The sequence below is a fragment of the Vibrio sp. 03_296 genome, from assembly GCF_002265885.1.
This window is the reverse complement of sequence record NZ_NPKW01000062.1, coordinates 16,061-40,254: the sequence shown is the minus strand read 5'-3', so window position 1 is coordinate 40,254 and position 24,194 is coordinate 16,061. Positions and strand designations below refer to the sequence as shown.

At 47.8% G+C, this 24,194-nt stretch carries 19 protein-coding genes; 6 read left to right on the top strand and 13 right to left on the bottom strand.

The window, feature by feature from the left end; all coding sequences use genetic code 11:
• Window positions 1-2: 2 nt before the first annotated feature.
• Genes CIK04_RS07550 through pilM form a run of 4 tightly spaced genes read right to left on the bottom strand, consistent with a single transcriptional unit; the run spans window position 3 to window position 2,675 of the window.
• The gene (locus CIK04_RS07550) at window positions 3-515 is read right to left on the bottom strand and encodes a pilus assembly protein PilP (RefSeq protein ID WP_038940290.1); all 513 of its coding nucleotides are present in this window, start codon (window positions 513-515) and stop codon (window positions 3-5) included.
• A complete protein-coding gene (locus tag CIK04_RS07545) occupies window positions 505-1,095 on the bottom strand; it encodes a type 4a pilus biogenesis protein PilO (RefSeq protein WP_097353336.1) in 591 nt (196 codons plus the stop codon). The genes CIK04_RS07550 and CIK04_RS07545 overlap by 11 nt, the downstream gene beginning before the upstream one ends.
• A complete protein-coding gene (locus CIK04_RS07540; RefSeq protein WP_097353335.1) occupies window positions 1,088-1,678 on the bottom strand; it encodes a PilN domain-containing protein in 591 nt (196 codons plus the stop codon). The genes CIK04_RS07545 and CIK04_RS07540 overlap by 8 nt, the downstream gene beginning before the upstream one ends.
• Window positions 1,668-2,675 carry a type IV pilus assembly protein PilM gene (gene pilM / locus CIK04_RS07535; protein WP_097353334.1) on the bottom strand — a complete coding sequence of 336 codons (1,008 nt, stop codon included), beginning with the start codon at window positions 2,673-2,675 and terminating at the stop codon, window positions 1,668-1,670. Before pilM ends, CIK04_RS07540 begins: the two co-directional genes overlap by 11 nt.
• Before the next feature lie 139 nt (window positions 2,676-2,814).
• On the opposite strand from pilM, the gene CIK04_RS07530 reads away from it, so the two are divergent.
• Window positions 2,815-5,328, top strand: coding sequence for a penicillin-binding protein 1A (locus CIK04_RS07530; RefSeq protein ID WP_097353333.1), 2,514 nt, complete (start codon window positions 2,815-2,817; stop codon window positions 5,326-5,328).
• A 68-nt stretch (window positions 5,329-5,396) separates the two neighbouring features.
• Here CIK04_RS07530 and oxyR read toward each other — a convergent pair whose 3' ends face one another.
• On the bottom strand, window positions 5,397-6,296 hold the full coding sequence (gene oxyR / locus CIK04_RS07525; protein WP_026050199.1) for a DNA-binding transcriptional regulator OxyR: 900 nt from the start codon (window positions 6,294-6,296) through the stop codon (window positions 5,397-5,399).
• A gap of 273 nt (window positions 6,297-6,569) precedes the next feature.
• Here oxyR and CIK04_RS07520 point away from each other — a divergent pair, with 273 nt between their 5' ends.
• Window positions 6,570-6,842: a DUF3624 domain-containing protein gene (locus tag CIK04_RS07520; protein ID WP_045614060.1), complete on the top strand. Its 273-nt coding sequence runs from the start codon at window positions 6,570-6,572 to the stop codon at window positions 6,840-6,842.
• A gap of 162 nt (window positions 6,843-7,004) precedes the next feature.
• Here the strand turns inward: CIK04_RS07520 and argH are convergent, their stop codons facing one another.
• The 4 genes from argH to argC form a co-directional block, all read right to left on the bottom strand.
• A complete protein-coding gene (gene argH / locus CIK04_RS07515) occupies window positions 7,005-8,879 on the bottom strand; it encodes an argininosuccinate lyase (RefSeq protein ID WP_017419652.1) in 1,875 nt (624 codons plus the stop codon).
• 234 nt (window positions 8,880-9,113) lie between these two features.
• Window positions 9,114-10,328, bottom strand: a complete 1,215-nt coding sequence (locus CIK04_RS07510) for an argininosuccinate synthase (protein WP_097353332.1) — start codon at window positions 10,326-10,328, stop codon at window positions 9,114-9,116.
• An 87-nt stretch (window positions 10,329-10,415) separates the two neighbouring features.
• On the bottom strand, window positions 10,416-11,207 hold the full coding sequence (gene argB, locus CIK04_RS07505; protein ID WP_097353331.1) for an acetylglutamate kinase: 792 nt from the start codon (window positions 11,205-11,207) through the stop codon (window positions 10,416-10,418).
• Window positions 11,208-11,229: 22 nt separating this feature from the next.
• Window positions 11,230-12,234, bottom strand: coding sequence for an N-acetyl-gamma-glutamyl-phosphate reductase (gene argC, locus CIK04_RS07500; protein WP_097353330.1), 1,005 nt, complete (start codon window positions 12,232-12,234; stop codon window positions 11,230-11,232).
• 147 nt (window positions 12,235-12,381) lie between these two features.
• Here argC and argE point away from each other — a divergent pair, with 147 nt between their 5' ends.
• The 3 genes from argE (at window position 12,382) to CIK04_RS07485 (ending at window position 17,522) form a co-directional block, all read left to right on the top strand.
• A complete protein-coding gene (gene argE, locus CIK04_RS07495) occupies window positions 12,382-13,518 on the top strand; it encodes an acetylornithine deacetylase (protein WP_097353329.1) in 1,137 nt (378 codons plus the stop codon).
• Between the two features lie 219 nt (window positions 13,519-13,737).
• The gene (gene ppc, locus CIK04_RS07490) at window positions 13,738-16,371 is read left to right on the top strand and encodes a phosphoenolpyruvate carboxylase (RefSeq protein WP_097353339.1); all 2,634 of its coding nucleotides are present in this window, start codon (window positions 13,738-13,740) and stop codon (window positions 16,369-16,371) included.
• 611 nt (window positions 16,372-16,982) lie between these two features.
• Window positions 16,983-17,522: a PadR family transcriptional regulator gene (locus CIK04_RS07485; RefSeq protein WP_026050202.1), complete on the top strand. Its 540-nt coding sequence runs from the start codon at window positions 16,983-16,985 to the stop codon at window positions 17,520-17,522.
• A 106-nt stretch (window positions 17,523-17,628) separates the two neighbouring features.
• On the opposite strand, the gene metF is transcribed toward CIK04_RS07485, so the two are convergent.
• From metF to CIK04_RS07470, 3 genes are all read right to left on the bottom strand, one after another.
• A complete protein-coding gene (gene metF / locus CIK04_RS07480; protein WP_097353328.1) occupies window positions 17,629-18,522 on the bottom strand; it encodes a methylenetetrahydrofolate reductase in 894 nt (297 codons plus the stop codon).
• 200 nt (window positions 18,523-18,722) lie between these two features.
• Entirely contained in the window at window positions 18,723-21,134 is a 2,412-nt protein-coding gene (locus tag CIK04_RS07475; protein ID WP_097353327.1) for a bifunctional aspartate kinase/homoserine dehydrogenase II, read from the bottom strand.
• Entirely contained in the window at window positions 21,134-22,300 is a 1,167-nt protein-coding gene (locus CIK04_RS07470) for an O-succinylhomoserine (thiol)-lyase (protein ID WP_017419642.1), read from the bottom strand. Before CIK04_RS07470 ends, CIK04_RS07475 begins: the two co-directional genes overlap by 1 nt.
• A 210-nt stretch (window positions 22,301-22,510) precedes the next feature.
• Here CIK04_RS07470 and metJ point away from each other — a divergent pair, with 210 nt between their 5' ends.
• Window positions 22,511-22,828: a met regulon transcriptional regulator MetJ gene (gene metJ / locus CIK04_RS07465; protein ID WP_011079338.1), complete on the top strand. Its 318-nt coding sequence runs from the start codon at window positions 22,511-22,513 to the stop codon at window positions 22,826-22,828.
• Window positions 22,829-22,914: 86 nt separating this feature from the next.
• Here metJ and CIK04_RS07460 read toward each other — a convergent pair whose 3' ends face one another.
• Window positions 22,915-24,192: a malic enzyme-like NAD(P)-binding protein gene (locus tag CIK04_RS07460; protein ID WP_011079337.1), complete on the bottom strand. Its 1,278-nt coding sequence runs from the start codon at window positions 24,190-24,192 to the stop codon at window positions 22,915-22,917.
• Window positions 24,193-24,194: the final 2 nt, after the last annotated feature.

The following is a 24,194-nucleotide window of genomic DNA, read 5'->3' as shown; positions in this document are numbered from 1 at the left end:
GCCTATCTCAATGCCAGTCTGACTTTACGTTGCTGCCAGCAACCTAAACCATCAGGAAGGGTTTCATTGATCAATATGTAAGACGGCGTTACTACGGTCACTTTGCCATTGTTCTGGCCGATAAATTGCCCTGGGTGTACTTTCTCCACTTTGCCTTGAGGGGTCTGTACGAGACCGGCAATGGTATTGCCACTCCCCATCACCCCTTTCAGACGTAATTGGCTAAGTGGATAGCGCTCCAACTTGCCATTTTTAGCCCGCGATGGTGGCTGCCAGCAGTCTTTCTTAACGACAGGTTGAGAGGCAATCACAGCTTCCTTAGGCAACTCAAAAGGACGGCGATTTTCTCGAGCTAAGTAATCAATCGGGATGTACTCACGCTCTGGTTGTAACTTGGCCATTTCTTGACGCGCTTCCGATTCAACTTGGCGGATAAAACCTTCCATCGGTTCGGTATTCGCTCGACAACCCGATAGCAAGATCAGCACAGCGACGAGCGATAAACTACTTCTCATGGACAGCCTCCGACTTGAACTGATAGGTGTTCGCTTTTACTCGGAAGTGCAAGGTGCTGCTTTCCATACTCACTCGATGCCAAGTCACATCGGTAAAACTGATAATGCGAGGCAGGCGAGCAATCGCTTCAGAAAATTCACCGATATCGTGATAATCCCCGGTTAACTCAATATTCAAAGGCAGTTGGTAAAGGAAATCCTTGGTTTGCTTCTCCCCCCAATCAATACGTGTAAACGTGAGCTTACTTTGAATGCCGAGTTCATTGACCGAAGCTAGCATCGTCGCCAACTCTTTCTGCACGGGCAGTTGCTTAAGTAAGAATTCATAGCGCTGAGTCAGTTCATCAAGTTGCGATTGAAGTTGCGGCAATGCCGCCACTTTGGTCGCCTTAATTCGAGCCGAGATTTTCAGCGTTTGCTCTTCTGTGACCATCCTTTGCAACACTTCCGTTTCCGGCTTGAGATAGAACCAATAGCCAAAACCTTGAATGATCAACATCAGCAACACGACAACCACCGCCTGCGGTAAAATCGGCCAATCTGTGATTTCATCGATATCGAGATCTTGCCAACTAGCCATGATTCCCCTCCTTGGCCAACGTATTGGCAGAATCGGCATGTTCATCAAACACAAAAGAGACGGTAAACGTCTGGAAGCTCTTACCAAAACGCTTCTTGTCATGAACAATCGAATGCATTTCCACTTCTTTCAGGAAGGAGGAACGTTCCAAATTATCCAACATGGTGGCGAGTCGAGCGGTACTATCGCTTATACCTGCCAACTCAACGTCGTTGGTGTTCATTTTGATCTTGTCGACATACACCCCCTCTGGGATCAGCTCCGTCATCAAGTTCATAAATGCGGTGGTTTTGTTGCGCTCCGCTTGAAGCGACTCGACAACCTTGAGTCGAGCGAGAATCTGGCTATGCTCTTCCTTGGCAATGTTCATCGCTTGAATACGCTGATCCAACTGTGCGATATAGTGGGTAAGATAATCGAGACGCTCTTGCTGCAAACGTTGTTGGTATGAAAAGTACTGGCCAATGCCCCACTGAACACCGACCGCGATCAAGGCACCTAATGCGACCAGACTGACAAAACGACGTTTATGCTCCTCACGCTTGTTTTCACGCCAAGGTAACAGGTTGATCTTATGCTGCATGGCTATCCTCCAGCCACTGAATGCCACCAATCGCTAATCCCGCGGCGACCGAAAAATGGTGCCAATCAACAATACGGCGCTTTCTTTTCGCCGTTTTTTGCTCAAATAGAGCCAGAGGATTAAGGACTTCACACTCCAAACTCAGCTTTCTCTGCAAAGTTTCACTCAACAACGGCGTAATCGCGCCTTCACCGCAGATCCAAAGGCCATTCACTTTGCTTTGGCTATCCATGGATTGGAACAACTGCAATTGCCGACGAACTCGCTCTGTCAGCTCTTTATTAAAGATGTCGGTTTTCTCATGAGCATCAGGAGAAGTCAGGTCGTCGCCTATCGACGCATTAAGGTGAGACACCCCATAGGCAAATTCTTTAACCAAAGGGGGTTCGTTGCGACGCGACATCACCAAAGAGGTGGTGTCATAACCCACATCCAACAAGCAATAGCTGACTTTGTCCGGATGGCGCTCTGCCGCTAACGTTAAGATGTTGCACAGGCTATGCGCATGTACATCTACCAGCACGGGTTTCAGTCCCACTTCTTCTGCGACACGCACTCGGCTTTCCACCACCTCTTTTTTGGTGGCGTAAACTTGATAGCTATGATTCGTTTTGCTGGTTTCTTCGACCAATTGGACATAATCAATCGATAATTCATCGACAGGAAATGGCGACTGATGTGCAAACGCCTGAAGGATAGCGAACTCTCGTTCTCGACCATCCAACTCCGCATCGATCGATAACATCTTGCTAATCACTGAACTATCGGGTACCGCCAGTGACACCTGATAACGGAAAAGAGGCAACTCCTTCTTCAGTTCTTTCAGGCTATTGACAATTTCTTGATGATTCAGAGTGTGGTTATCTGAGAAAATACCGTCTTTAATGATTATTTCTTTGTACCCCAACAGGGCGTAGTGCTCTCCATAAGGTTTCAGAATGACAGCCTTGAGGCTACGATGACCAATATCAATTCCGGTAACGAACGGTTTACCCATCTCAAAACAGCTCCCATTTTCTTTAGCTCAGAGGTTGTTATTAACCGTCAAATAAGAGTTAATAGCAGCAGAGCTAACTTTTTAGCCTAGAGTACAAGGGTTTGCCGTCATACAGCCTCAACTAAACAGGGATTCTCCGGTGAAGTTCATAAAGCGTTTACTTATATTTGCATTAATTTGCATAATTCTTGGAGTCACAACAATTTTTGGCTTTTATCAGTACGTTAAGCCAGAACTGCCAGATGTGGCGACACTCAAAAATGTTGAGTTACAAACTCCGATGCAGGTGTTTAGCCAAGATGGGAAATTAATTGCGCAATTTGGTGAAAAGCGTCGCATTCCAGTGACCTACGACCAAATTCCTCAATCGCTGATCCACGCACTGATCGCGACTGAAGATAGTCGTTTCTATGATCATTACGGTATCGACCCGATTGGTATCACCCGAGCGGCGTTGGTTGTCGCGATGTCAGGCTCCGCTAAGCAGGGTGCAAGTACCATTACTCAGCAATTGGCACGTAACTTCTTCCTCTCGAATGAGAAGAAGTTAATGCGTAAAGTGAAAGAAATTTTTATTGCCATCCACATTGAGCAACTGCTGAGCAAGCAGGAAATCATGGAGCTTTACGTTAATAAAATTTTCCTTGGTTATCGCTCATACGGTTTTGGGGCGGCAGCGCGCGTCTATTTTGGCAAAGATTTGCAAGCTCTCTCCTTAAGCGAGATTGCGACTTTGGCGGGTATGCCAAAAGCACCATCGACACTGAACCCTATCTATTCGTTAGAACGCGCAACCAATCGTCGTAACGTCGTCTTAATGCGCATGTTGGATGAAAAATACATCACCCAAGAAGAGTATGACGCAGCACGAGCGGAAACATTAATCTCTCAATTCCATGGCGCGGAGATCGAGGTCAGTGCGCCTTATGTGGCTGAGCTCGCGCGAGCATGGATGGTACAGCAGTACGGCGAAGAGAAAGCTTATACGTCAGGAATGAATGTCTACATGACCATCGACTCCAAGCTCCAAGCTGCAGCCAACAAAGCCGCGATTGACAACTTGTTGGCCTACGATGAGCGTCACGGCTACCGTGGTGAAGAAAGTGTTCTGTGGAAAGCAGGTGAAGCCGCTTGGGATGAAGCGAAGATGGACGAGCATCTGAGTAACCAACCGACTTACGGCGAATTGATTCCAGCGATTGTGACCAACGTTGAAGGCAAAAACGCCACCATTTGGGTTAAACGCGAACAAAGCCAAACCATCGCATGGTCAGGCATGAACTGGGCACGCAAGTTCATCACCGATGAACGTCAAGGCAGCGCACCGAACTCAGCCCAAGACATCTTAGCGCCGGGCGAGCAAATTTGGGTCCGCAAAGTAGTGACTACCGATGACAAAGGCGAAAGCCAGGAAAGCTGGCACTTAAGTCAAGTGCCTAACGCCAATACCGCCTTTATCGCCATGAATCCTGATAATGGCGCGGTACTTTCCCTCGTGGGTGGCTTTAACTTTGTTCACAACAAGTTCAACCGTGCCACCATGTCGGTTCGCCAAGTAGGTTCGAGTATCAAACCCTTTATTTACTCGGCGGCGATTGATAAAGGCATGACTCTGGCCACGTTGATCAACGACGCACCAATCAACAAATGGGATGAGAGCCAAGGTACGGCATGGCGCCCTAAGAACTCACCTCCGACTTATATTGGCCCAACCCGTTTACGTATCGGCTTAGCAACGTCGAAAAACGTCATGGCAGTTCGTACTCTGCGAGAAGTGGGACTAGACGAAACTCGTGAATACCTCACTCGCTTTGGGTTTGAACTGGATCAGCTTCCACGTTCAGAAACCATAGCACTTGGTGCCGGTAGTTTAACGCCGATGAAAATGGCACAGGGATTCTCGGTTTTTGCCAATGGAGGCTACTATGTAGAGCCTTATTACATCAGCCATATTGAAGATCCTTATGGCAATGTCGTGTTTGAGTCTCAGCCGCAAACCATCTGTCAGCAAGATTGCACTGTGGCCACGGAGGCCGTTGTAGAGAATGAGAATGGTGAAAGCACCGAGATCACTCAGCCATTTGCCAAGCAAGTGATCAGCGAGCAGAATGCCTTTATCATGCGCGAAATGATGTACAGCAACATCTGGGGTGGCGGTAACTGGCGTGAAGGCACAGGTTGGAATGGCACAGGTTGGCGTGCACAAACGTTGGGCCGACGCGATATCGGCGGTAAAACCGGCACAACCAACGATTCCAAAGACGCTTGGTACAACGGTTATGGCCCTGGTGTGGTCGCGATTTCTTGGGTGGGCTTTGATGACCATAGCCGCACGCTTGGTAAAACCACCACTAACGCCAATTTAGATGGTAAACAAACCTCTGGGGCAGAATCTGGAGCGAAAACGGCATTGCCAGCATGGATTGACTTCATGAAACTGGCGTTAGAGGGCGTGCCTGAACATGAAAAAGTGTTACCCGCGAATATCGTTCGTGTACGCATCGATCGTGAAACAGGGTTATTAACCAACAAGACCGATGACAGCGCTATGTTTGAGTACTTCATTAAAGGGACAGAGCCAACTGAGTATGTTTCTAGCGTCGAAGAAGAAAGCATCTATTCTTCTTCCAGTGATGAAGAAGCACTGTTCTAAGTTAGCCAATCAAACACAAAAAAGGTTGCCACTGGGGGCAACCTTTTTATTTATTGGCGCAACAAACATTACTGTTCTGAGCCGTTGACGAGCAGTTCTTTGATGGTTGCTGCCAACTGCTCAAAACGCGCACGCAGTGGAGAGCCTGGACGATAAACCACCACGATCGTTCGAGAAGGCACCGGATTGACCGCTTTGATATAACACACGCCATCTTTTTGCTTCTCTTTTGGTACCGAGAGCTCCGGCAGCAAGGTAATCCCAGCCCCCGCAGCGACCATATTGCGCAAGGTTTCCAAGCTGGTCGCTTTAAAGCGTTCATCATCACGTGCACCAGCAGCAAAACAAAATCCTAACGCCTGATCGCGAAGGCAATGACCATCCCCAAGCGCCAATACGGTTTTTCCATTGAGCTCTAACATATCCAGTTGTTCGAGTGCAGCCCATTCATGATGGCATGGCACCGCAACACTTAATGGCTCGTTATACACTTCAATCTCTTTAAACGGTTCCGTTTCAGCAACGGATGCCAGTACCAAACAGTCCAACTTGCCATCTTCCAGCTGGCGAACCAATTGCTGAGTCTGCGCTTCGTGCAAAAACAGCTCCAGCTCAGGGAAACGCTCTTTGAGTTGAGGGACAATTTTTGGCAATAAATAAGGCCCTAGCGTTGGAATAAAGCCAATATGCATCGGCCCTGTCATCGCCCCACTTTGGCCACTTGCCATCTCTTTAAAGGTTTTGACCTCTTTGAGAATGCTTTTTGCCTGCTCAACAAGTTGCAAACCAGCATCGGTAAAAAGCACTCTGCGACTGCTACGCTCAAGCAGCGTTGTCCCTATTTCTTCTTCCAGTTTACGAATTTGTCCGCTTAGTGTCGGTTGACTCACGAAACACGCTTCAGCTGCTTTTCTGAAATGTTTATGCTCTGCCAAAGCCACTAGGTATTCGAAATCGCGAATGTTCATACCCACCTCAATAGAATATAGCTATCAAAAACATAACATCAGATTCTAATAACTATCAAAAATTTTCGTCGTGTTTAATGATGAGATGTTTCATCTTCATCTCATTCTCGACGCTAGAACAAAGGAAATTTGCCGCAAGCAAATAACGACCGCCTCACAGCGGTTTTTATTTCATATTGTACTTAAGTTTCCGTACGTTACTTTTATACTATACCTAATAGGCGGCAGGTTTTGTCATGAAACTTTACTCAATTTATCCATGGAATTGACCACATGTCATGTAACGATTGCTCTCAACACTGGTTTTGGAAAAAGATAGGTCGATGCCAGCGCTGCCTCGATCAATTGACCGTGTTGTCCGTTGTATGCTGGATCATTTGGTGGTTCGCATTTAGAGACAACCCCACCTCAATCGAATCAGTTGCCCTGATCGTGGCTGGGTTTGCTTTTAACATTTTGCTCTTTTTGCATTTATGGATGAGGTACGTGATTTTGCCTTGGCAGGCTCGCAAGCTTAGTGAAAAACAGCGTGATAAGCAGAAATAAAAAAACCCCGCTACCAATCTCGGTGTCGGGGTCTTCCTAGATATTTCTAAGAAAAAGCAGTGGTAACTTTATAGACTGCACTGCTTTCTGATAGTTCCCATAAAATACGATCTTTTTTGATCTTTCTTATCAGTCAAATTAAATTCCCAATGAAATCAAACACTATGCAACTTTAATCTGAGAAATAATCTGCTCACTTAAATTAAATTCGAGCGCGACTTCGTCACACGCATGCTGTCTTGGACATTGATCGCAGTCTTTCAAGACTTTTTCAGGAAGCAGCGACTTCGAGGTTTGCACGAAGTTCTGTTTTAGGAAGAACTCAGGGGCACGAGTCAGCACAAACAGCTTTTTGATGGCCATGTCTTTGGCTTTATCAATCAGATATTGAACCACTGCTGTCCCCTGACCCTGTCTCTGCCAGCCAGCTTCGATGCCTAAAGAACGTATCTCTGCCAAACCAGAATCGTAGATGTAAAGGGATGCACACCCCGTCACCAAGCCTTGATGTTCAGACACCGCAAACAAACCAATATCGCGGATAATCTCACTGCGTGTACGTGGTAAATTTTCCCCTAAGTTTGCCCAGTAAGCCACCATGCTCTCTAAGGTTTCAATATCGGTGATGCGCGCAGGACGTACCTTAACTAACGTAGTATCACGTGCTGCAAGGCGCTTGTCCGCTTGTTCAACCGCATACGCCACTTGCTTTGGTGATACCCCTCCTAGCGCACTGCGCTTTTCAAGACACGACTCAATGGTCAGAATTTGGTAAACATCGGCTTCAATCACTGGAGAGAAAGATTGCAGTTGCTCAAGCGATAGTTCTTCAAGCGCACAGCCTTGTGCAATGGCCCCGACCACCGCAACGCCAACAATATGGTGTGCTTCGCGGAATGGAATCCCTTTGGCCACCAAGTAATCGGCCAGCTCCGTCGAGTTGGCGTAACCTTGTTTCGCCGCTTCAAGGGTGCGCTCTCCATTGACTTTAATGCCATCAAAACAAAGCGCGGCCATCTCCATGCAATCATTCCAAGTATCGAGGGCATCGAACAGCCCTTCTTTGTCTTCTTGCATGTCTTTGTTGTACGCCAGTGGTAAGGCTTTTACCGTCATCATCATGCCCGCAAGAGAGCCATACACGCGGCCCGTTTTGCCACGGATCAATTCTAGTGCATCAGGGTTTTTCTTTTGTGGCATCAAGGACGATCCTGAGGTCACCGTATCGGCTAACTCAATAAAGCCCGACTCGCCAGAGTTGTAGAAAATCATGTCTTCCGCAAGACGAGATAAATGCAACATCGAGATCGAGGCGACTGACATCAACTCCATCACATGATCGCGATCAGAAACCGAATCCAGTGAGTTGCGTGTCGCACGACGGAACCCTAAATCCTGTGCCAGTTGCTCACGATCAATCGGATAAGCGGTACCCGCTAACGCTCCCGATCCCAACGGGCAGGTGTCAAGACGAGTCAGTGCATCGCTCAATCTCGAATAGTCACGCTCAAACATTTCCACATAGGCCAAACACCAATGTGCAAACGTCACAGGTTGAGCTCGTTGTAAATGCGTATAACCTGGTAGGACCGTGGCTTGATGCTGTTTCGCCACATTCACCATTTGCGTCTGCAATTTATCCAATCCTAACAGCAACTGATGCCCTTGCTGGCGACACCATAATTTCAGGTCGGTGGCTACTTGGTCATTACGCGAGCGACCAGTATGAAGCTTTTTACCCAGGTCACCCACTTTTCCAATGAGCTGCTGTTCGACCCAAGAATGGATATCTTCCGCATCGGAATGAAGAATTTGATGAGGATCTTCCATCACCTCAAGTTTCAATTCGTTAAGCGCAAACTCCAGTTTTTGCTGCTCTTCTTTGCTCAGCACATTGACTGACAGCAACGCCTTAGACCAAGCAATAGAGCCGACAATGTCTTGCTCGGCCAGTCGGTAATCAAAGCGAAGCGAATCGTTAAAATCTTTGAACCTGGTATCTGCCGCTTGGGTAAATCTTCCGCCCCATAATGCCATTGCGTCTCTCCTGATGACTATTGCTAACCGGTGTAAGTGTGTTGCTCGCCCCTTGCCCATACATGGTAAGGAAGCAGGTATTGTTATGTGCCCACGTTACGATAAACTCGCCAAAAAATAAAGTATAAATTCATTATTTTTACATATTTATTCATGATTATTTTTAAACCTTCCATACAAAAAAGGCTCAGCAGATGCCTGCTGAGCCTTGTAATTGTCAAACAATAATCGTGTTTATTTCTTTTGGTTGTTCAACGCACGAATACGGCTTGAGAGCGAATACAGGCGAATAAAGCCACCAGCATGGCTGTGATCGTACACTTCATCTTCACCAAAGGTGGCAAACTCTTCAGAGTACAAGCTGTTGTCTGAACGCTTCTGCGTCACCGTAGCCATGCCTTTATACAGCTTCACCACGACTTCACCATTGACATCCTGTGCCAACTCATCTGCCGCAGCCATGATCGATTTACGCAGTGGTGTGAACCAGCGACCATCATAGACAAGGTGAGATGCTTTTAAACCCAGTTCTTCACGGAACTCAAAAGACGTTTTGTCCAGCACCAACTGCTCAACCGCACGCAGCGCTTCCATCATGATGGTGCCCCCTGGGGTTTCATAACAACCACGAGACTTCATGCCAACCAGACGGTTTTCTACGATGTCGATACGACCAACACCATGCTTCGCGCCTTTTTCGTTGAGGTAAACCAGTGCGTTGTAAGGTGTCATTTTTTCACCATCCACCGCCACAACTTCACCTTTTTCAACTTGTAGGGTAACGAATTCCGCTTCATTCGGCGCTTGCTCTGGATCGATGGTCCATACCCAGCAATCTTCATTCGGTGCATTCCAGGTACTTTCTAGTACGCCACCCTCAGTAGAGATATGCCACGCATTCGCGTCACGAGAGTAAATTTTGGTCAACGATGCAGCACAAGGAATGTTGCGCTCAGCCAAGTAGTCTAAACACTGCTCACGACTCACAAGATCCCATTCACGCCAAGGTGCGATCACTTTCAGATCAGGGGCCAATGCGGCGAAGGCGCCTTCAAAACGCACTTGGTCATTCCCTTTACCGGTGCAGCCGTGACACAGTGCATCTGCCCCCACTTTACGGGCAATTTCAACTTGTGCTTTGGCAATCACCGGACGCGCCATGGACGTACCCAATAGGTATTTGCCTTCGTAGTAGGCACCCGTTTTCAGCGTTGGGTAGATGTAGTCAGCGACCAATTCTTCTTTAAGATCGACGACATAACATTCTGAAGCGCCTGAAGCTTTGGCTTTCTCTTCGATACCAACCAACTCTTCCTCGCCTTGACCCACATCCGCTACAAAGGCCACCACTTCACAATCGTAGTTCTCTTTTAACCAAGGAATGATCACTGACGTATCCAAACCGCCTGAGTAAGCGACAACCACTTTATTGACATTTAATTTGCTCATTTCCATTCTCCATTTGTCTGGCCTGCACTCGGCGGTCAGTGCCATACGACTTCTTAATTTTGTTGAGTTAACTTTTCATTCAATTAGTTATGCAGGTAAGAACTGGGTACCGATACTTTCTCCGGCAAACAGTTTTTCCAGATTTTCTGGATAGCGCCATGTTGCGACTTCAATCGCACGCCCTAAATCGTTTGCGGCTTCTAAGGCAGCTTGGACTTTGACAATCATGCCATCGGTAATCACTTTGCCTACAATCAAGGCATCGGCTTCTTGTTGATTTAAGCTCTTAATTAAGTGCCCTTTGCCATCAAGCACCCCACTCACATCAGACAGAAGAACCAGTTGTGCGTCTAATGCCCCAGCCACCGCAACGGAGGCTTGATCGGCGTTGACGTTCATGAGCTGCCCCTGCGCTGTTAAACCAATTGAGCTGATGATCGGTAAGGCGCCTGCGTTCAAAATCGTTTGCAACAGGCTTGAATCTCCTGGCGTCGCTTTGCCCACCGCTCCGAGCTCTGGATCCAACTCTTCAACCTGACATAAACCACCGTCGGCAAGGCTTAATCCAATGGCATTCAGACCATCCGCCATTGCTTGTCCTTGCAGCAATTTGTTCGCAGTCCCTGCGAGCGCGCCTGCAATCAGCGGAATTTGATCGTAAGGTGTTACACGTAAACCGTTTTTCTTCACTGTCGGAAGTTGTAAATTTTCCATCAGCTCATCCACTAGGTAACCGCCACCGTGCACAATCACAATTTGTCGTTGCTCTTTTTGTTGATAGCTCGCGATGGCTCCAAATAGTTGACTCAAGGTTTGGCTGCACGATAGCGCCGCACCACCTAGTTTGATTACAAGAGGATTTAAGCTTGGTTGTGTCATCTTCTTTTCCTTACCCAAAGCGTTACAGCAAGGCTGTTAGTGGTGAAAAACCGTAGTGAATATTTAGGCACTGCATCGCTTGGCTCGATGCCCCTTTCAATAGGTTATCGATGGCCGAAATCACGATAATGTGCTGACCTTGAACCTTCCAGCCAAGATCGCAGAATGGGGTAAATTCGACATCCTGAATGCGTGGGATAACATCCCCTTTAAGGCGCACCGCAGGTTTTCTATCATAGGCTTGCGCAAAAGCGTGCGCGACTTGTTCTTTCGTCACACCATCCTGCAACTTCATAGTAATCGTCGCCAAAATGCCACGTTTGAAGTTGCCAAGGTGAGGCGTGAAGATCACATCACAACCAAGATGGTGAACGATTTCCGGTTGGTGTCTGTGATTAAAAATGCCATAAGGTTGTAAGCTGACTTCACAAAAACTGCTTGTCATCGACGCTTTGCGACCTGCACCAGAAACACCGCTGGTTGCATTAATCACCGGCCATTGATTGGTATCCACTAACTGAGAGGCCAACAACGGCTTAATCGCCAACTGTGCCGCTGTGGTGTAACACCCTGCGACCGCCACCAATTGACTGGCTTTAATGGCTTCTTCATTCCACTCAGCCAAACCATATGCCGCTTTGTCCAACCACTCACTGTGCTGGTGTGCAAAACCGTAAAACTGAGTATAGAAATCATCGCCTTTCACACGGAATGCACCTGAGAGATCAAACACCTGACAACCTTGCTGCAAAAAGAGCGGAGCAAGGTCATGGCTGACTTCATGTGCCGTCGCCAAAAAAATCACATCAGAGTCTTGGGCTACCCCGAGCGGATCCGTTAGCGGCAACACGGGCATTTCAATCACACCCGCGAGTTTGCCATGCAGTTGAGAAATACACTTGCTGGCATCACTGCTATTGGCGGATACATACAAACCTGCTAGCGTGAGCTCAGGGTGTTTCTCTACCATCAGTGCCAACTCAGCGCCTGTGTAACCGCTGGCACCTATGATTGTGGTTTTTAACATCTCAGTACATCCGTAAACTTAGAAAGTGTAAAAGTGACTATTCATATTTAAAATTTGCTTTATATTGATTTTTTATTCATTAAATATGAGTTAATATGTGTTTTACCTTTTTGTTACCCAACTGTCAACAGGGGAAGTGAATAATCTATGCAATTACCGAGTTTTCTTGATGTTTACCGTGGCTTAATTTCCACCTCATCCATCAGCTCTAGCGACCCAAGTTGGGACCAAGGCAACCAAGCGGTGATCGAAAAGCTCTCCGACTGGTTTGCCGCGTTGGGCTTTGATGTGGATGTAACCGAAGTCGAACCAGGTAAATACAATTTATTGGCACAGAAAGGTCAGGGAGAGGGCGGACTACTGCTGGCAGGACACAGTGATACGGTGCCTTTTGATCAAGGCCGCTGGAGCTTTGACCCTCACCAACTCACTGAGAAAGACAACAAGTTCTATGGTTTGGGCACCGCCGACATGAAAGGCTTTTTTGCTTTTATTTATGAAGCCGCCAAGCGCATGGATTGGAAAGGACAAAATAAACCCCTTTATGTGCTGGCGACGTGCGATGAAGAGACCACCATGCTCGGTGCGCGTCACTTTAGTGCACATACTCCTTTTAAACCGGACTACTGCATCATTGGTGAGCCAACGAGTTTAGTACCCGTACGTGGACACAAAGGCCATGTCGCCAATGTCGTGCGAGTCACAGGGAAATCGGGCCACTCTTCTGATCCATCATTAGGGGTCAATGCCATCGAGATCATGCATGAAGTACTGTTCGCGCTGATGCAACTGCGTGATACGTTAATCAAGCAGTATCATAATCCAGGGTTTGCAATCCCTTCTCCAACACTGAATCTTGGTCATATTCATGGGGGCGATAGTGCCAACCGCATCTGCAGTTGCTGTGAATTGCATTATGACGTAAGGCCTCTTCCTGGCATTAGTCTCGACGGTTTGGATAATCTGCTGCGTGGGGCACTAAAAGAGGTTGAAGCAAAATGGCCGGGGCGGATTGAGATCGTGCCGCTGCACGATCCGATCCCAGGCTACGAGTGCCAACATGATCATCCCTTTATTCATGGCATCGAAGATCTCTGTGGTACACCATCACAAACCGTGAACTACTGTACCGAAGCGCCATTTTTGCAGCAGCTCTGCCCCACGCTGGTGCTGGGTCCGGGCTCTATCGACCAAGCTCACCAACCCGATGAATTTCTGGCGTTTGACTTTATCGACCCGACAATTGATGTGCTCAGTAAAGCAATGCGCAAATACTGTTTTTAGTTACATGTCGGCAGAGTTGCTTAAAGCGACTCTGCCTTATAAATTGTAATAAATTTTCAATATCGTTTATTTACAAAGCAATACTTTGCTTTAAGTCAGAACAGCGAGCGAATATTTGCAAACTTAGTCTGCTTTATTTGACTAAATATATTAAATTTCGCTAGATTGGTGGCTTAACAAGGAACAATGGATGTAATTTTTTTACGAGGCAGGATGACAATGAACGAGAAATACGCCGCGCTCAAGAGTAATGTCAGCATGTTGGGGCACTTATTGGGTAACACCATTCAAGAAGCCCACGGTGACGAAATCTTAGAGAAAGTGGAGACCATTCGTAAGCTCTCCAAATCTGCCCGCGCAGGCAATCAGGCTGATCGTAACAACCTGATTGAAGAAATCAAAAGCCTGCCAGATGAGCAACTCACTCCGGTGGCTCGCGCTTTTAACCAATTTCTGAATTTGACCAACATTGCCGAGCAATACCACACCATCTCTCGCCATTGCGATGCACACGTGTGTGAGCCGGATGCGATCAATACGCTGTTTGCCAAGCTTGGTCAAAACGGCATCAATAAACTCGATACCGCCCAAGCGATTCGTGAATTGAACATTGAGTTGGTTCTGACTGCGCACCCAACTGAAATCACGCGCCGCACCATGATCAATAAACTGGTCAAAATCAACGAGTGTCTGTCTAAGTTGGAGCTGAGCGATCTCTCTTACAAAGAGCGCCACAAGACAGAAAAACGCCTCGAGCAACTTATCGCACAAAGCTGGCACTCAGACGTGATTCGCAAGCAGCGCCCAACGCCACTCGATGAAGCGAAGTGGGGGTTTGCCGTGGTGGAAAATTCACTCTGGGAAGCGGTGCCAGATTTCCTACGTGAACTCGATGAAAAGCTCAAAGACTATCTAGACCAAGGCTTGCCAATCGATGCTCGCCCTGTTCACTTCTCATCTTGGATGGGCGGTGACCGAGATGGCAACCCATTTGTGACCCATACTGTGACACGTGAAGTGTTACTCCTCTCGCGCTGGAAAGCGGCGGATCTTTACCTCAAAGACATCAATGAGTTGATCAGCGAGCTGTCAATGACCAAGTGCAACGACACCGTTCGTCAATTGGCAGGGGAAGATGAACACGAGCCTTACCGCGCCATCTTGAAACAACTGCGCACGCTGCTGAGTGATACCAAAGAGATCCTGGATGCGAAAATTAACGGCCAGAAGCTGGCGGTAAAAGCGCCACTGCAAAGCGTTGAGCAACTTTGGGATCCTCTTTTTGCCTGTTATCAGTCACTACGTGAATGTGGCATGAGCATGATCGCAGAAGGCTCACTGCTCGATACACTGCGTCGCGTCAAAGCGTTTGGTGTACATCTTGTTCGCCTAGACATTCGCCAAGAAAGCACCCGTCATGCTGATGTCCTTTCAGAGCTGACACGTTACTTAGGCATTGGTGATTACAATCACTGGATCGAACAAGACAAAATCGCTTTCTTGACCAATGAATTGTCATCGAAGCGCCCTCTACTACCGCGTGATTGGCAACCTTCAGAGCCAGTCAAAGAAGTGCTCGATACGTGCAAAATCATTGCCGCGCAATCTCGTGAAGCGTTTGGGGCTTACGTCATCTCGATGGCCAAAACAGCCTCTGATGTACTCGCTGTGCACCTATTGCTGCAAGAATCAGGCTGCCCTTATCGCATGGATGTTTGCCCACTGTTTGAAACACTCGACGATTTAAACAACGCCGAAGCGGTGATCAAACAACTGATGAGCATTGACCTCTATCGTGGCTTTATTCAAAACCATCAAATGGTGATGATCGGCTATTCCGACTCAGCAAAAGACGCCGGCGTAATGGCGGCAGGCTGGGCTCAATACCACGCGATGGAAGCCTTAGTGAACGTCGCTGAACAAGAAGGCATTGAGCTGACCTTATTCCATGGCCGTGGCGGTACCATTGGTCGTGGCGGTGCGCCAGCTCATGCAGCGCTGCTATCTCAACCACCAAAGAGCTTGAAAGGCGGCCTACGCGTAACCGAACAAGGTGAGATGATTCGCTTCAAACTCGGTTTGCCTGATGTGGCAGTTAACAGCTTCAACATGTACGCCAGTGCGATCCTTGAGGCCAACTTGCTGCCACCACCAGAGCCAAAACAAGAGTGGCGCGATCTGATGGAAGTGCTGTCGCAAGTAAGCTGTGAAGCCTACCGAAGTGTGGTTCGTGGTGAGCCAGACTTTGTCCCTTACTTCCGCCAAGCAACACCTGAGCTGGAGTTGGGTAAACTGCCACTAGGCTCTCGTCCTGCTAAGCGTAACCCAAATGGTGGTGTGGAAAGCCTACGTGCGATTCCTTGGATTTTCTCTTGGAGCCAAAACCGCTTGCTATTGCCTGCGTGGTTAGGCGCTGGTGAAGCGATTCAGTACTCGATTGACAAAGGCCATCAAGCGCTTTTAGAAGAAATGTGCCGTGAATGGCCATTTTTCTCCACGCGTTTGGGCATGCTTGAGATGGTGTACCTCAAGTGTAACAGTGAGATTTCTCGTTACTATGATGAACGTCTCGCTGACAAATCGCTGCTACCTCTTGGTGATCGCTTACGTGATCAGCTACAAAGCGACATCAAAGCGGTGCTTAACGTAGAAAACAACGAGAACTTGATGCAAAGCGATCCTTGGGGTCAAGAGTCTATTCGACTACGTAATATCTACATCGAACCGTTAAACATGCTTCAAGCAGAATTGCTTTACCGCACTCGTCAAGCTGGCGTGGTATCGGAAGAGCTTGAAGAAGCGTTGATGGTGACCATCGCGGGTATCGCCGCTGGTATGCGTAACACCGGTTAAGTTCATTGAGACGTAAAAGAGCTGGCGACTTACGCCAGCTCTTTTTGTTTCAGAGCCCATCCTTGCCCCCTACTCTTCAATGGCCTCATACCATTTTTCATCTTGTCACTGATATTCTCTCCCCACATATCTCAATGAGAGGAAAGCATCATCAGGCGTTTCAAGGACTCATTTCAGCCACGATTCGTTCTTGCTGGCATTTTATAAAAATTACTCATTCTGTGCTCCAGATCACCATCATTATGTAAGCACAACAACAAAAAACCAGAACATCAAGCTACATTAAAAACCAAATGACGCACATTAAAAGCACTTTATTCTACAAAATATCACTACTGAGCATTTTGTTAGTTTTTTGGGTAATATTGTCCTGCTATTCCACTTTATGCTTATTATTTAGATATACTACTCATCCGCTGCGGATCACACATCAAATATTATTTCCGTAGTCTGATGGAATCGCTCCATCCACCCTAGGTGATAAACGGCTTTAAAGGTGACAGGACCAACATTGTTGGTGCTGACTGCATATAAACAAATTGCATCAACAAGAATGTAAACGCCGTGCAGGCAGCTTGTTCATAAGTTTATTGACCATTTGGATTGAAGACATGTCATTACCACACGTAATTCTAACCGTTTTAAGCACTCGCGATGCGACCGGTTACGATATCACTAAAGAATTCTCCGCTTCTATCGGCTACTTTTGGAAAGCAAGTCACCAACAGGTGTACCGTGAGCTGAATAAAATGGCAGAGAAAGAGCTGGTAACTTGTGTATTGGAACCGCAAGAAGGCAAGCCGGATCGCAAAGTTTATTCAATTACCGACGCTGGACGCTCAGCATTAGGTGAGTGGTTTGATCAACCGACAGCCCACCCAACTGTACGCGACGAGTTTTCAGCAAAACTGATGGCTTGCTCAGTACAACCCTCTACACCTTACCGCGCTCAGCTTGCTGAGTTAGTAGAAGAGTCTCGCAAGCTTGTCTCACACTACAAAGAAATTGAAGCCGCGTACTACGCGACACCATCGACACTGGATAAGCAAGGCCGCCTAGAGCGCCTCACCTTACGCCGTAATTTAATGATGCGTGAAGCTTGGGTACGCTGGGCAGAAGAAGTGTTAGCCGAACTGGATATCCTCGGCTAATCCACCAGCCACATACGCTAGGCAATATGGCGGTGATGATTTGAAATAGCAAAACGGCTCCTGATAAGGGAGCCGTTTTTATATGAGGGAGAGATGGAAAGTCAACTTATGCTTTCTTTGGACGAACCCCTAAGGTATGACAAAGCGCGTAAGTCATTTCTGCACGGTTTAGGGTATAGAAATGGAAATCTTTCACGCCTTCACGGCTTAGGATACGAACCATATCAATGGCCTGACTTGCACCCACAAGCTGACGCGTCACAGGATCATCATCTAAGCCTTCAAACTGCTTTGCCATCCAACCAGGCACTTTAACGTTATTCTGCGCAGCAAAGCGAGAAGCTTGCTTGAAGTTAGAAACTGGGAGAATGCCAGGGACAATTTCAACGTCAATGCCTGCCGCCACACAGCGATCGCGGAAACGTAAGTAACTTTCTACATCAAAAAAGAACTGTGTGATTGCACGGTTTACTCCGGCATCCACTTTACGTTTTAGATTGAGCAAATCCGCTTGAGCGCTTTTCGCTTCTGGGTGCACTTCTGGAAACGCTGCCACTGAAATATCAAAATCGTGCAATGACTTAAGTAGCGTCACCAAATCCGACGCATACATATCTGGCGCACCACCACCAGGAGGAATATCACCTCGCAGTGCCACGATATTTTTAATGCCATTCGCCCAATAGTCGTTGGCAATATTGATCAACTCTTCACGGCTGGCATCAATACAGGTTAAGTGTGGAGCAGCAACTAAGCCCGTCTGCGCTTTGATCTCTTTAATGATTGAGTGTGTGCGATCACGCTCACCTGAATTCGCACCATAAGTCACAGAAACAAACTTAGGCTGCAGTGTTTTTAAACGATGCACCGAATTCCACAACGTTTCTTCCATTTGCGGCGTACTTGGCGGAAAAAACTCAAAGGAAACGTTGATATTGTCTGATAACTCAGCGATATTCTGATTTAAAGCGTCGATATGACTAGCGTGCGTGTATCCCATCTTCCTCTCCCTGTGACCCTTCGCCACAAAATAAATCTCAATCCTTAAATCGACGTTTAGACGTCTATATGTCCACAGAATGTATTGAATACGATTTAATGTCAACCTTGTGATTATGAATTTTTCTCAAGTTCATAATGAGCATAGTTCAAGTAGAAGAAAGGGACCGCTTGGGTCCCTATCAAATCATCCGTCTTCTCTTAGAACAAGCCAGCTAAGCGATTGAGATCAGACTGAATTGCGCCAGCAGTCACTTCACGCCCAGCCCCCGGGCCTCGAATCACTAAAGGATTATCACGATACCATTTACTCTCAATGGCAAAGATATTGTCACACGGCAACAAGTTCGCCAAAGCATGCTCTCTTTGTAGCGCTTCAACACTGACACGAGCTTTACCATTTTTTTCTAGACGAGCAACATAGCGTAGCACCTGATCTTGACGCTGCGCCTTAGTTAGACGCTCTTGCAAACGCTCACTCAATAAGTGGGCTTGGTCAAAGAAATCGTCAAGAGACAGCTCTTTAAGCTCTTCAGGCACCAAAGATTCCACTTTCACGTTTTCAGGCTCAATGTCTAGGCCTGATTCGCGAGCCAAGATCACCAGCTTACGCATCACATCTGATCCATCTAAATCGCTGCGAGGATCCGGTTCAGTGAGCCCTTGCTGCCAAGCTAAATCAACCAGCTCTGCAAACGGTACTGAACCATCAAACTGCTGGAACAGCCAAGAGAGCGTGCCAGAGAAGATGCCAGAAAGTGCCACGATTTCATCACCACTTTCGCGTAAATCTCTCACCGTGTGATTAATCGGTAAGCCAGCACCCACAGTTGCGTTATACAACCAATGACGGCCAATTTTGCTGAAGGCATCTTGCACTTGGTAGTAGTAATCGCTGCTCGCTGAGCCCGCAATTTTATTCGCGGAAATGAGGTGCATACCTTGATGGGCAATATCCAAATATTGCGCTGCCAACTCGCGGCTGGCCGTGACATCCAACACCACCACTTCGTCATAGTCTTGGATTGAACTCAATCGTTGTAACCAATTGGCCCCATCATTCGGTACCGAGTCATCATCAAAATGCGCGTGTACTGCTGCGGCATCTAAACCTTGTTCATTGAACAGATAAGTTTGGCTATCCACCACGGCCACCAACTCAAAGTTCATACCATGGCGTTTTTCCAACTCATTTTTCTGCTGCGCAAACAGAGATAACCAACTGGATCCGATATTACCTTTACCACACAGGGCCAATGCCACACGCTTCTGGGCTTGAAATAGTTGGGTATGGATCGCTTTCACCAGTACCGGAATATCGACTCGGCGCATCACCGCAACCAAACTCAATCCTGATTCAGCTTCAGAAATGAATTCCACAGGAGAGTGTTTCAGTTGTTGGTAGAAACCAAAACAATGGCTGGCATTGTTCGTGACTCCAGCCCCGACAGCGGCGACCAGCGAAAAACCCTCTTTCAGCTTGATCTCGGCGGCCAAACCCAACTCTTGCAGATGTGCCAAAGCGCCACCAGCAATTTCTGTGGTATACGCTAAGCGCAGCTTAAATTGATCTTTTTGTGCTTCAAACGCCAATGGTTCCAACTGCGCGCGTTTGAGTGCACGCAATACCTCTTGCTGCTGGCGATCAAAGTCATGACCGGCAGAGAAGTTCAACTGCACTAACATAACATCATCAAGCGAGGTGATAATTTTGGCACCGCGCCCAGACGCCAACACGCGTTCAATACGGGTAGAACCTGACTCAGGCGTGTAACTGCAGCGCAGATTAAGCTCGGTGGCACTTTGTGCCACTGGCTGTAATGTTCGGCTATGTAGGACTGGAGCGGCTAAGCGTGCAAGTTCACTGGCTTCATCCAAACGCAGTAACGGCAGCAAACAAGCGTCACTGACCAAACGAGGGTCGGCGCTGTACACCCCAGCCACATCACTCCAAATCGTCACTCTAGCCACTTCCGCCAGCGCACCAATCACGGTAGCAGAGTAGTCAGAGCCATTGCGCCCTAATAAGACCGTTTCGCCGGCTTGGTTTTGCGCCATAAAGCCGGTGATCACCACACGGCGATGTGAGTGCTGCGCCAACACTTCTTTAATCAGAGGATAAGAACGAGCTCGATCCACTTCAGGTTGGGTGCCTGTTTCAGCCCGTAAAAACGCACGCGCGTCCTGAGCCACCGCAGCCAGATCATGTTGGTTCAACAACGCAGCCAGTAGACGCGACGACCACACTTCTCCATGGCCTAAGATCGCTGCTTTTTGCGCGGTTGTGAGTGGTGCGGAGAGCTCGGCCAACGTGCTGAACTCATCAGCAAGTTGATCAAGCAGCTCGCTACGCTGGTTCGGCGCGATCAGTGCTTCCACCAAGCCGGTTTGATATTGGCGCAAAGCTTGCAATGCTTCGTGAGCCAAACGGCCGTCCTTCTCCAGCGCCTCACTAAATTCAATTAAGCGGTTGGTGGTTTTGCCCGCTGCCGACACCACCACTAAATCGTTGTCACCCGAGTACTCTTTGAGGATGTTCACCACACGACGATAGCAATCCGGATCCGCAAGGCTGCTTCCACCAAATTTGTGCAGTTGTCGAACTTGACTCATTAACAGCTCTCCTTCGCTTGTTGAAAGGCCTGCTTGAGGTCGGCAATCAGATCTTGCGCATCTTCCAGCCCCACGGATAAACGCAATAACTGTTGCGTGACGCCTGCTTCTGCGAGCGCTTCCTCTCCCATCGCACGATGAGTCATGGAAGCAGGATGACAAACCAAACTTTCGACACCACCAAGTGACTCCGCTAATGAAAATAAATCTAGCGCTTTCACAAACACTTTCAATTGCTCGAAGCTGCCAGCAAATTCAAAGCTCAACATCGAGCCAAAGCCCGATTGCTGCTTTTTAGCAACCTCATGGCCGGGATGCGCTGGCAAACTCGGGTGATAAATGGTGCCGACTAACTCTTGAGTTTGCAGATAAGAGAGGATTTGTTGCGAACTTTCTTCATGCACGCGCATACGTGCCCCCAAGGTGCGGATGCCACGCAGCGTCATATAGCTGTCAAATGGCGTGCCGGTTGCACCAAGGCAGTTCCCCCACCATGCTAGCTCTGTTGCGTGCTCTTCGGTTTTGGTGATCACCACACCGCCAATCACATCAGAATGCCCATTGATGTACTTGGTTGTCGAGTGAATCACAAAGTCAGCCCCCAGCTCCAAAGGCTTTTGGTACACTGGTGTCAAAAAGGTGTTATCGACCGCCACCAACGCACCCACTTTATGGGCTTTCTCACACACTTCCGCGATGTCCACCACACGCACGAGCGGGTTGGAAGGTGTTTCAAGCAACACCAGCTTAGGGTTAAGCGCTAACGCCGCATCCAGTGCAGCACTGTCGGATTGGTCGACAAAGCGGACTTTAAAATCCCCTTTCTTCGCTCGAGTATTGAAAAGACGGTAGGTACCGCCATAACAATCATGAGGGGCTACAATAAGATCGTCAGGACTTAAAAAAGCAGAAACCCACAAGTTGAGTGCCGATGTCCCGCAGTTTGTAACCACCGCGCCTTTACCAGACTCAAGCTCAAACAACGCTTGCTCTAGTAGGCCACGATTGGGGTTGCCTGAGCGGGTATAGTCGTATTTAGGCACTTCACCAAAGGCAGAGAAACCATAGTTCGTCGACAAATAGATCGGTGGCACAACGGCACGGTATTGAGTATCGGATTCGATGCCCGTTCTAACGGCAATCGTAGCTGGCTTGTGGTGACTCATGATGTTTCCTTTCTGCGAAGATGAATTCTTAATAAGAATGCGCTACTGTTATCGGACGCCTTCCTCTCCATTAATAGTTGTCACTTTAACCATCAAAATTTAAGACGTCAACACTTCTAGACGTCTATATGTCTTTGCTTATGGCGGTAAATCCAGCTAAAATCTCCGCTTACAATTTTTATTAACCGATTATTACTCTGAAGGTGCGCAATGGCTGACTGGAATGGCGAATACATAAGTCCATACGCAGAGCATGGAAAGAAAAGCGAGCAAGTAAAAAAAATTACCGTTTCTATCCCGCTTAAAGTACTAAAAGTTCTGACGGATGAACGTACTCGTCGTCAAATTAACAACCTACGCCACGCAACAAATAGTGAGTTGTTGTGTGAGGCATTCCTGCATGCGTACACAGGCCAGCCACTGCCGACGGATGAAGATCTCAGAAAGGATCGCCCGGATGATATCCCAACAGAAGCCAAAGAATTAATGACGGCGATGGGTATCGAATTTGAAGCGTATGACGACTAAACCTCGTTAGCTTTACCACACCGGGGGAAAGTGGTATCTGATCAAAAACGGGACGCTTAAAGCGTCCCGTTTGTTTAGGCTATGATTTACTCGGCCATGTAGTTTTCTGGCATTGGAATACGAGCAACACCGGTATCAACGGCCGCCTGAGCAACGGCTTTCGCCACGCGAGGCAACAAACGTGAATCCATTGGTTTTGGAATAATGTATTGCGGACCAAAGCTCAGCGATTCAACACCTGCCGCTTTCAATACCGCTTCTGGCACTGGCTCTTTCGCCAATTGACGAATCGCTTCAACCGCTGCCAACTTCATTTCATCATTGATTTCACTCGCACGAACATCCAGTGCACCACGGAAAATGAATGGGAAGCACAACACGTTGTTCACTTGGTTTGGATAGTCGCTGCGTCCTGTACCCATAATAAGATCGCTGCGCACTTCATGCGCCAACTCTGGCTTGATCTCTGGATCAGGGTTTGAACACGCAAACACAACCGGTTTATCCGCCATCAGCTTCAGCGCTTCTGCTGGCATTAGGTTTGGACCAGACACGCCAAGGAAGAGATCCGCACCGCTGATCACATCTTCTAGTGTGCGCTTGTCTGTATTGTTGGCAAACAGTTGCTTGTATTCGTTGAGATCATCACGACGTGTGTGAATCACACCTTTACGATCCAGCATGTAGATCTTTTCACGCATCGCGCCACATTTGATCAACAGCTCCATACACGCCACCGCAGCAGCCCCAGCGCCAAGACAAACGATAATACACTCGTTCAACTTTTTACCCTGCAACTCAATCGCATTCAGCATACCAGCGGCAGTCACGATCGCCGTACCGTGTTGGTCATCATGGAAGACGGGTACATCGCAACGCTCAATCAGACGTTTTTCAATTTCAAAACAATCCGGGGCTTTGATGTCTTCTAGGTTGATACCACCAAAGGTATCTGCAATGTTCGCTACCGTATCCACAAATTCGTCGATGGTGCGATGCTTCACTTCGATATCGATAGAATCAAGACCAGCAAAACGCTTAAACAGCAGCGCCTTCCCTTCCATTACTGGCTTTGATGCCAAAGGACCTAAATTACCTAGGCCCAAAATAGCCGTACCGTTAGAGATAACGGCCACCATATTTCCCTTTGAGGTGTACTTGTAAACGTTGTCTGGGTTTTGTGCGATTTCGCGAACCGGCTCTGCGACACCTGGACTGTAAGCTAAAGCAAGATCTTTAGCGGTTTCCGCAGGTTTGGTTAGAGCGACGGCAATTTTACCCGCCGTTGGCAAAGCATGATAATCAAGAGCTTGTTGGCGAAGTACTTCTTCAGGGGTCATTTGCTGGCTATTGTCATCGGACATAA